At 43.0% G+C, this 10,480-nt stretch carries 9 protein-coding genes; all 9 read right to left on the bottom strand.

The annotated features are described in order from the left end of the window. Positions 1 to 181: 181 nt before the first annotated feature. On the bottom strand, positions 182 to 1,492 hold the full coding sequence (gene der / locus SM122_RS10030) for a ribosome biogenesis GTPase Der (protein WP_324738307.1): 1,311 nt from the start codon (positions 1,490 to 1,492) through the stop codon (positions 182 to 184). 57 nt (positions 1,493 to 1,549) lie between these two features. Then, complete coding sequence (locus tag SM122_RS10025) at positions 1,550 to 2,263, bottom strand: nitroreductase family protein (RefSeq protein ID WP_324738306.1); 714 nt, start codon at positions 2,261 to 2,263, stop codon at positions 1,550 to 1,552. Then, positions 2,260 to 3,159: a primosomal protein DnaI gene (gene dnaI, locus SM122_RS10020; RefSeq protein ID WP_324738305.1), complete on the bottom strand. Its 900-nt coding sequence runs from the start codon at positions 3,157 to 3,159 to the stop codon at positions 2,260 to 2,262. Before dnaI ends, SM122_RS10025 begins: the two co-directional genes overlap by 4 nt. Beyond that, on the bottom strand, positions 3,160 to 4,338 hold the full coding sequence (locus SM122_RS10015; RefSeq protein WP_150906441.1) for a replication initiation and membrane attachment family protein: 1,179 nt from the start codon (positions 4,336 to 4,338) through the stop codon (positions 3,160 to 3,162). Next, entirely contained in the window at positions 4,339 to 4,812 is a 474-nt protein-coding gene (gene nrdR, locus SM122_RS10010) for a transcriptional regulator NrdR (RefSeq protein WP_150906443.1), read from the bottom strand. It lies immediately after the preceding gene. Between the two features lie 166 nt (positions 4,813 to 4,978). After that, positions 4,979 to 5,791 (bottom strand): endonuclease/exonuclease/phosphatase family protein, encoded by an 813-nt coding sequence (locus tag SM122_RS10005; RefSeq protein WP_195326727.1) that lies wholly within the window; start codon positions 5,789 to 5,791, stop codon positions 4,979 to 4,981. An 85-nt stretch (positions 5,792 to 5,876) separates the two neighbouring features. Beyond that, positions 5,877 to 8,069: a PTS transporter subunit IIBC gene (locus tag SM122_RS10000; protein WP_155170322.1), complete on the bottom strand. Its 2,193-nt coding sequence runs from the start codon at positions 8,067 to 8,069 to the stop codon at positions 5,877 to 5,879. A 224-nt stretch (positions 8,070 to 8,293) separates the two neighbouring features. Beyond that, the gene (locus SM122_RS09995) at positions 8,294 to 8,992 is read right to left on the bottom strand and encodes a response regulator transcription factor (RefSeq protein ID WP_070845689.1); all 699 of its coding nucleotides are present in this window, start codon (positions 8,990 to 8,992) and stop codon (positions 8,294 to 8,296) included. Between the two features lie 9 nt (positions 8,993 to 9,001). After that, positions 9,002 to 10,426, bottom strand: coding sequence for an NADP-dependent phosphogluconate dehydrogenase (gene gndA, locus SM122_RS09990; protein ID WP_155170106.1), 1,425 nt, complete (start codon positions 10,424 to 10,426; stop codon positions 9,002 to 9,004). Between the last annotated feature and the right edge of the window lie 54 nt (positions 10,427 to 10,480).

The raw sequence follows: 10,480 nt of genomic DNA, 5'->3' as shown, positions 1-10,480 counted from the left end.
AAGGAATAAAGAATATCCGGACCATGATACTACGCATCTGACTATCCTCCACTTCATTTTACCAGCTTATTAAAAAAAGCAACGCTTATGCGCTACTTTTAGTTGTTTTCATAGTTGGAAGAATGAGCGTTTTATCATTTGAAATATCCTTCTCCACTTTGATCCATTTGTCTCGTATTCCCTACTTCCGTTTTCGCGCAATCAAATGGATTGGAGTTCCTTCAAAAACAAAGGCCTTGCGAATTTGGTTCTCCAAGAAACGGAGGTATGAGAAGTGCATCAGTTCTTCTTCGTTAACAAAGACCACAAAAGTTGGCGGCTTGGTTGCCACTTGTGTCGCATAGAAGATCTTGAGACGTTTTCCTTTGTCGGTCGGCGTTGGATTAATGGCAATGGCATCCATAATCACATCGTTCAAGACAGCTGAAGGAATCCGTGTATTTTGACTCTCACTGATCTGTTTAATCATCTCTGGCAACTTGTGCAAGCGTTGTTTGGTTAAGGCAGAGACAAAAACAATCGGCGCATAAGAAAGGTATTGGAATTGATCGCGAATGTCATCTTCCCACTGCTTCATGGTATGGTTGTCTTTTTCAATGGTATCCCATTTGTTGACAACAATGATCATACCTTTACCAGCTTCATGAGCAAAGCCAGCGATCCGTTTGTCATACTCCCGAATCCCTTCTTCGGCATTGATAACCATCAAAACCACATCTGAGCGGTCGATGGCACGCATGGCACGCATGATAGAATATTTCTCAGTGTTTTCATAGATTTTACCAGATTTGCGCATACCAGCTGTATCGATCATGGTAAATTCTTGGCCATCTGCATCGGTAAAATGGGTATCGATGGCATCCCGTGTGGTTCCAGCAACAGGGCTTGCGATGACCCGGTCTTCTCCAAGGATCGCATTGATCAAGCTTGATTTCCCAACATTTGGACGACCAATCAAGCTAAATTTGATGATATCTGGATTTTCTTCTTCTGTGTCATTCGGAAGATTTTCGATGATGGCATCGAGCACATCCCCAGTTCCGATCCCGTGGACAGAGGATACTGGTAGTGGCTCACCTAGTCCTAAGGCATAAAAGTCATAGATATCATTGCGCATCTCTGGGTTATCCACCTTGTTGACTGCAAGAATCACCGGTTTATGGGTCTTATACAAGATACGAGTGACATATTCATCCGCATCCGTGATCCCTTCTTTCCCAGAAACGACAAAGACGATCACATCTGCTTCGTCCATAGCAATTTCTGCCTGATGCTTGATTTGCTCCATAAATGGGGCATCTACGTCATCAATTCCCCCCGTATCAATGATACTAAATTTTCGATTCAACCACTCAGCTGTTGCATAAATGCGGTCACGAGTGACTCCTTCTACATCCTCAACGATGGAAATCCGCTCACCGGCAATCCGGTTAAAGAGTGTCGATTTTCCGACATTGGGACGGCCTACAATCGCAATAGTTGGTAGGGCCATGATTTCCTCTTTTCTAATGAAAGGCGAGACCTCGGTTCAAGAACGCCTCTCTTCATTTCATAATAGTTTGTGTTTTTTTAGTAGTTTTTTGGTCTCTTCTTGTTCAGGTTGACCAAATTGAGCTGCAAGGCGCTCGCTCCAGCTGTCTGTTGCACGCGCTCCAGCATAATCTGCCTGAACCTTGTCATAGGCAGTCACAACTGATGGGTCTTGTTTTTGGTATTCTTCTTCAAAAGCAACCTGCTCCAATGGCAAACGTGGTTTCACTGCATGCTGCTGATTAGGTACTCCGAGAGCAATCCCAAAAACAGGATAGGTATAGCCTGGCAGACGGAAGAGTTCTGCGACTTCTTCTGAACAGTAGCGCAACATGCCGATAATCACTCCACCATAGCCGAGACTTTCAGCTGCCAATAGCGTATTTTGAGCTGCTAGAGCCGCATCCACTGAGGTGATCAGTAAGTTGTCCACCCCTTCAGGATGGAAATCCTGCTCATGAAGTTTGACAGCTTTTTCAGCGCGGTTTAAATCTCCAACAAAGAGGAGAAAGACATCTGATTGGCGAATCGCTTCTTGAGGAAGCAAGTCGTAAAGAGCTTCTTTCTTCTCCTTGCTTTTGACCACAATCACAGAATAAGACTGAAAGTTTTTCCAACTTGATGCCATCTGCCCAGCTGATAAAATTTCCTTGAGGTCAGCTTCTTTGATGGCTTCTTCCTTAAAACGGCGAACAGAAAAATGAGATTTCATTAAACGGATGGTTTCATTCATCGGCGATTGACTCCTTCCAAATGGATTTCCTTGGCTAAAAATTTCACGCGCTCCATGACCCGTTTGGCCTGCCAGGTTTCATCTCCATTACGCGAAGCTGCAAAATGACGTTCCAACTCTTCAAAATTAAAGTTAGAAGTAAAGAAGGTTGGGAGATTTTCCTGCATTCGGTGCTGCAAAATCACTTGTAAGATTTCATCTCGCACCCAGGCTGACATCTGTTCCGCACCGATATCATCCAGAATTAAAATTTCGGCTTTTTTCACCTGATCGACGGTTTCTTTGACCAAGCCTGAACTGATGGCATTTTTAACATCGATAGCAAAACTTGGAAAATGAAGTAGGGTAGTAGAGGCCTGGCGTTTTTCGGATAAATCATGAGCCAAGGCTGCCATCATGTAGCTCTTTCCTACTCCGAAATCACCATAGAGGTAGATCCCCTTTTGATATTCAGGATAGTTGGCCACAAAATTAGCTAATTCTTCAAAGGCCTCAAATCGCCCCTTATCATCGAGTTCCACCTTGGCTAGACTCGCTTCTTTCAAGGTTGAAGGGAGATTGATCAAGTTGAGACGTTGGTTGATCGCAGCTCGTTTTTGGGCTTCGATTAACTCTGGTGTCTCCTCATAGGCCACATCTGCATAACCTTCATTCATGGTTAGGATGGGCTTATAACCTTTGGCAATATAATCTGGATCTCCCAATAAGAAACGGTTGCGTTCACTAATGTATTGATTAAATTTTGAAATACTCCGTCGAATTTCTTGCTCAGACAAAGACTGAGCTTGGATAAAGGCAGCGACTTCTTGGTCTGCTAAAATCTGTGCCACCAAATCCTCATAGTTGAATTGGCGGGCACGATTCATGTGAGACAGGGTTTGACCTACACTTTCCATCTACTCACCTCCTTGATTTAATTTTTCTAATAGGCGTTGTTTCTCTTTTGCAAGATCCACTTTTTCTTTTTGACTGGTTTGATTTTGATAGTGCGGTTGGCTCCACTTAGGAACATTGCTTGGCTTGCCTTTGGCTGGGGCAGTTGTCGTCCCCTTGTTTCCTTGAGACTTAGTCTGTTCCTGACGTTCTCGGACTTTTAAAATCGCCATTTCTGCACTGTTGACCCCTTGATAAGAAAAATCATTTCCTACCTTCAAAGCATACTTTTCATTGAGATTAGCAGACTGGGTCTTGTTAAAGGTCAACAATAAGATAATATTGATCACCTCATCTAGTAAGCCTAGATCAGCTAACTTGGATAAAGTCTTGCGTTCGCTCTGCGTAATGGTCGCATTGCGTGCCTTCTTAATCTCCGCTAGAAATTGTAGGCTGGATTTTGCCTTAGCTTCTCTCAGAATGGTTTCTTCCTGACGGCTATAGGACATGCGGGGTTGCTCTTGGTTGGCCTGAGCCAACTTTTGCTTCATTCTCTTTGGAGAGACAATCCGGTCTACAGCCGTTTCTTTTGCTAGGAGATAGGTTTCATACCAGGTCCATTGTTGCTCTTCTGCGATGGCAAAGAGAGCTAGGGTTGCTTCTCCTTCATCCGCAAAACGAAGTCCATCACGCCCCATCATTCGCTTAAACATCTCCATATCAAACTGCTGTTTCTTACTTGGAAGAACGGTCGTCTCCCCAGCATCTATTCCAAAGACTTGCGAGAAGGAAACTTGCCGTCTAGTCCCTAAAGAGCGTACTGGGAGCAGATCTTCCACGGCCTTTTCCCCAATCTTTTTTTCAAGCAAGCGTTTGAAAACAGCATTCGAAAAAAATTCTCCTGCCTCAAGAGGAGCATGTAACTGAATGGTGATCCCAACTTCTTCCTCATAGAGATCGATCAACCCCATGGCAATTAAACGATCAAAGGCAAGTAGCAACTGTGGAAATCCTATATTCAAATGATTGAGGATTTGTGCCAGTAAATATTGTTTTTCACCCTGATCGTAAGAGGCGAGTAGATACCGATAAACCGCTACCGTATCCGTCTCCAAAATAGGCAGGTAATACTGCTCCAATGCAGCCCCTGCCGGTGGAAGAAGATTATTTTTTAAAAATGCGAAAGGCGTATTGGGCTTCATCTATCTTTCCTTTTTCTTCTTGGTTCCCTTCGTGATTTGCTTCAAGAGGGTCTCTAATTCACCAACATCCTTGAAACTCCGGTAAACACTAGCAAAACGGACATAGGTGATCTCATCCAGATCTGCCAACTCATCCATGACCAAAGAACCAATATACTCACTGTTGATTTCATTATCACTTTGGCTGCGAACCTTTTGCTCAATCCGGTTTACAATTTCTTCGATTTCATCACTAGAAACAGGCCGTTTTTGAGCCGAGCGGATAATGCCATTAAAGATTTTATCACGAGAAAATTGCTCGCGTGTCCCATCCTTTTTGACAACTACTAGTGTCCGTTCTTCTACACGTTCGTAGGTAGTAAAGCGATAATGGCATTCTTCGCATTCCCTGCGACGACGGATGGTATTCCCATCTTCAGCTTGTCGACTATCCACCACACTAGACTTACTTCCACCACATTTTGGACAACGCATTTGCTACCTCCTTAAACTGTTTTAACACTTCATTTTACCATAAATTGAATCGTAAAGAAAGCAGAAGAACAGGAGAATCCCCTATGCCTGCTCCTCTTTGATACATAAAAAAAGAGTCGAAGGACGATTTGAAAAAAATCGTTTTCCTTTCGACTCTCCGTTTATATTAAAGTGATAATTCAGCTTCTAAGCCATAGTGGTCACTGACATGGGGTTTATTTTCCCCATCAAAGATGACATGAAGACGCTGGATGTCCCATTCTGGACTTGCAAAGACGTAATCAATTCGCAAGGGAATTTGATTGTCCGTCCAGCCATCAATTCCAGGACCTACAGTATAGGTACCCTTTGTTTCTTTAGCTTCAATAAAGCTATCTTGAAGTTCAAGTGAACTTGATAGAATTGTTTCATAGCCTTCTTGACCAACAGGATTATTGAAATCACCCGCTAGAATAAAGGGTTTCCCTACTTGGCTGAAGTAGTTCTCAATGCGTGGCCACTCAAATTGGAAGCCTTTGTCCCACCAAGAAAGATGGACACTGGCAACAGCAATCTCTTTGCCATCTACACTTGTATGGGCAACGGCCACCCGACGCGTATGGTAGTCCGTTGGATCATCCATATTGGAGACCAAAATCTCATCCGCCTTCAAAGGTTGACGCGAAAGAACGGCTACCCCCTCATTGAGGTGATCATAGCCAATATGGTTGTAAGCCCAAGTCCAGTAATAGTGAAGACCTTGAGCAGCCAACTCCTCAACCAATACGCGAACAAAGTGATCCTTGTGAATGGCTACAGCTGATGGCAAAGCTTGATAATACTCATCCGTTTTGACTACTTCTGAGGCCATTTCTTGATTGACCTCTTGGAAACAGATCACATCATATTGTGCTTCTAAAATTTGCTCCTTGAGGGTCTCAAATTTTTGCTGGGCATTCTCTTCCATCCAACTATGGGAATTTAATGTTAAAAATTTCATCCCCTGATTTCTCCTTCTTTTCAAATCAAGAAACGGCAAGAGGCCGGGTACACTGCCCCAACCTCGTTTTCTTTGCCGACATCTCTTATAATTCTACTGTTGCAACTGGTGCATTTGCTGCCAATTTACCAGTATGTTCGACCTTAACGGATTTAATCGCATCTGCATTTGTGAAGACAACAATTGTTGAAGTTTCACGACCAGCTGCACGGATTGCATCAAGGTCTGCTTCTACCAAGAGGTCTCCAGTAGCCACTGTTTGACCTTCAGTAACTTTAACCTCAAATGGTTTTCCTTCAAGACTAACTGTATCTAGACCGATGTGAACTAAGACTTCCAAACCATTATCTGTTACCAAACCAAGGGCATGTTTGGTTGGGAAGACGCTAGTAACTTTACCAGCAACTGGTGAAACGATATGGCCATTTTCAGGCTCAACTGCAAATCCGTCTCCCATCATTTTTTGTGAGAATACAGGATCTTTCACATCTTCAATATTGATAACTTCACCATCTGCAACGGAGTGAACTTCATCTGTTACCCCTTTAAAGGTTGCTTCAGCCTTTTGAACTGCTGTCATTTGGCTAGGAAGTGTTTCAGGAATAACTTCACCTGAATCAAGTACGTCTTGGATATCAGATTTCAATACGTCAGCTTTAGGTCCGTAGATCGCTTGGACACCTTGTCCTTTCATGACAAGACCCATAGCGCCTTCAGCTTTCCATTGTTCTTCTGTTCCGACTTTTTCAGCGTCCTTAACAGTTACACGAAGACGAGTCATACATGCGTCAACGTCTACGATATTGGCACGTCCACCAAGAAGGTTGATAATGTTAATGACTTGTGAGCTTGCTGAGCTTGTAGCAGCACCTGCTGCTGCACCATCTCCTGCAGGGGCATCATCATTTTGTTCATAGTTACCGTTACGTCCTGGAGTTGCATAATTGAATTTCTTAATCATGAAGTTAGCAATGAAGTACATGATAAAGGCAAAGAGGACTGTTACCCATACAAAGTTAAAGATATCTAATGCCAAACCAGCGTTGATGGCCATTGGGGTACGTGTCAAGAACTCGATTGAACCGAATGAGTGGACACGAAGGTGAACCAAGTCAGCCATTGCAAAGGCAGCCCCTTGAACAAGAGCATAGATGATGTACAATGGTGTAGCAATAAACATGAACATGTATTCAATTGGTTCTGTTACACCTGTCAAGAATGTTGCAAGGGCAGTTGCAAAAAGCATCCCTTTGTATTTTTCTTTTTTATCTGGATCCACATTGCGGTAGATGGCAACCACAATCCCCATCAAGATACCAAATGATCCGATCATTTGACCAACTTTGAAACGAGCTGGTGTGTAAGCATGAAGCAAGTGTTGGTATTGGCTAGGATCAGCTTTCTTCAAGTTGACAAGGTCTGTTACCCAAGCCAACCAAAGTGGATCTTGTCCAAATACAGTTGTTCCTTTGGCAGCACCTGTAAGAACTTGGTAGCTACCACCCAATTGAGTATAGTTGATTGGAATGGTCAACATGTGGTGAAGACCAAATGGCAAGAGAAGACGTTCCAAGGTACCAAACAAGAATGGTGCCAATACTGGAGCTGTTGATTGTGAGTTGGCAATCCAAACACCAAATCCATTAATTCCTGATTGAACTACTGGCCACAAGGCTGCCAAAACCAAGGCTGTAGCAGCTGAACGGACGATAACAACGAATGGTACAAAGCGTTTCCCATTGAAGAAAGAAAGGGCTTCTGGGAGTTTACGGTAGTTGTAGTATTTATTGAAGGCAGTTGCTCCAACGAAACCTGAGATAATCCCTACAAATACCCCCATATTAAGGGCTGGTGCTTCAAGAACACTGATGAAATAATCCGCAACTTTAATCGATCCACCGAAGATTGTATGAACCGTTGCAGCTTTATCAGCTAACATTGCAGATGTCACTCCGAAAACTGCACCGGTAATACGGTTAATCAAGATGAAAGAGAGACCAGCTGCAAAGGCACCCCCTGCACGCTCTTTGGCCCAGCTACCACCGATAGCGAGTGCAAAGAGGATGTGAAGGTTACCGATAACCCCCCAACCGATTTGTTCGAGAATCCCACCTGTAATAACAAGTGGAGATAAATTCGGGTTGATCATAGGGATTGATTTCCCGATTGAAATCATCAACCCAGCCGCTGGCATGACAGCGATAACGACCATCAAGGCCTTACCGAACTTCTGCCAGAATTCAAAGCTAAATAAACTTTTGAATGATCCTTTGTTCATCATTCAACCTCCTTATATTGTTTAAGGCTTTGTTTTAAGAAAACGTTTGCGCTTAATTTGTTTCTAGTATACCATATTTTAAAAATTTGTAAAGCCTTACATCCATTTTTTTCTCCAAATTTTATCTTTTTTAAGCCAAATCCTTTTTAAAACCTATTCTTCCCGAACGCAAACGTTTCCCTTGAAGTATAAAAATATTCGAACCCTCTAAGGGTTCGAATATTTTATTCTAATGCGTCTTGCATGGCATAGCCAATCCCACGAACGGTCTTAATATAGCTTTTTTGACCGGGTAGATCAATTTTCCCACGGAGATAACGGATATAGACGTCCACAATATTAGTCTCACCTGTACTCTCGTACTTCCAGACACTTTCCAACAACTGATCTCGTGTCACCACCCCTTTGCTTCCCATCAGAGTCGCTAAGAGATCATACTCCCTGCGGGTCAAACTAATCATGTCTTTCCCACGATAGACGGTATGGTGTTCCACATCAATGCGCAAATTGCGGTATGATGTTGGGATTTTCATCTGGCTACAATGTTGGTCAATATAATCACGTCCTCTAAAAATGGCTGTGATCTTATCTACCAAATCGCTGATAATAAAGGGTTTGACCATATAGGAAACGGCAAAGCGCTGAATACTCTCTTTGTGCTCAGCAATTTTTTCGCGGCTATCCAAAACAATCAAAACAGAAGCTGGGCGAATCCGACTGATTTCCTCTGCGAATGTTTCACCAGACATATCTGACAAATCGTAATTAAACAAGATCAGATCATATTTGGTCGCAGCAATCAAGGACAGACCCGCTTTTCCATCTTCGACCACATCAACTTGATACCCCTCTTTTTGAAGTTCCAAATCAATGAAGCGAGCGATTTGCTTCTCATTTTCTACTAGTAGAACTCGTTTGACCATAGAGCAAGATTATTTTTCGTCGTACCAAGAATAGTGGAAGGTACCTTCTTTGTCTTTACGTTTATATGTGTGGGCACCAAAGTAATCACGTTGTGCTTGGATCAAGTTTGCTGGAAGGTCAGCTGAACGGTAGCTATCAAAGTAAGTGATGGCAGCTGAGAAGGTTGGTACTGGAACACCTGCTTGAACAGCAAGAGCTACGATATCACGAACTGATTGTTGGTACTTAGCTGTTACATCCAAGAAATACTCATCTAAAAGAAGGTTGGCAAGATCTGCATCACGTCTGTAAGCATCTGTAATCTTTTGTAAGAAACGTGAACGGATGATACATCCAGCGCGCCAGATAGATGCGATATCTGCAAATGGCAAGTTCCAGTTATTTTCTTTAGAAGCTACACGCAATTGCGCAAAACCTTGTGCGTAAGAAATGATTTTTGAGAAGTAAAGGGCTTGACGGATCTTTTCAATCAACTCAGCCTTGTCTCCTTCAAATTTGAAAGCAGCTGGTTTTGGAAGCACCTTGCTAGCGTGTACACGTTCTTCTTTATAAGTTGAAATGTAGCGCGCAAATACCGACTCAGTAATCAGTGACAATGGCACACCAAGATCAAGCGCTGATTGGCTAGTCCATTTACCAGTTCCTTTGTTTCCTGCAGCATCAAGGATGTAGTCTACGATTGGTCCGTCTTGACCTTCATCGTCTTTGCGTCCAAGGATATCCGCAGTGATTTCAATCAAGTAGCTGTCCAATTCACCTTTGTTCCACTCAGTGAAGATTTCAGCCATGTCTTCTGCAGAAAGGCCAAGCAAGTGTTGCATGAGGTCATAGCTTTCTGCGATCAATTGCATATCCCCGTACTCGATCCCGTTGTGGACCATTTTCACGTAGTGACCAGCTCCATCAGGACCGATGTATGTCACACATGGTTTTCCATCTTCAGGTGCTTTTGCAGAGATTTCTTCAAGAACGTCAGCTACCAAGTCATATGCTTCTTTTTGTCCACCAGGCATGATAGAAGGACCTTCAAGGGCACCTTTTTCACCACCAGATACACCTGTACCGATAAAGTTGATCCCTGAATTCGCCAACTCTTCGTTACGACGGATGGTATCTTTATAGAAAGTGTTTCCTCCGTCGATCAAGATATCACCTTTATCCAAATGTGGAAGAAGGGCTTGGATAGTTGCGTCTGTACCAGGTCCTGCTTGAACCATGAGCATGATACGACGTGGTTTTTCGATTGAGTTTACGAAGCTTTCGATATCATAGCTTGGCACAAAGTTTTTATCAGGATGGCAAGCAATCACATCTTCTGTTTTTTCTTTACTACGGTTAAAAATGGCAACTGTATAGCCACGAGATTCGATATTAAGGGCAAGGTTACGACCCATTACGGCCATACCAACAACACCAAAGTTTGCTTTAGTCATGTGACACTCCTCTTTATAGTTTGCCTTTATTCTACCATTTTTCCTCCTCAAAAG

Source organism: Streptococcus gingivalis (genome assembly GCF_035544715.1).
GTDB lineage: Bacteria > Bacillota > Bacilli > Lactobacillales > Streptococcaceae > Streptococcus > Streptococcus gingivalis.
Note: the sequence above shows the minus strand (reverse complement) of the source record. Positions and strands in the feature narration are given on the sequence as shown.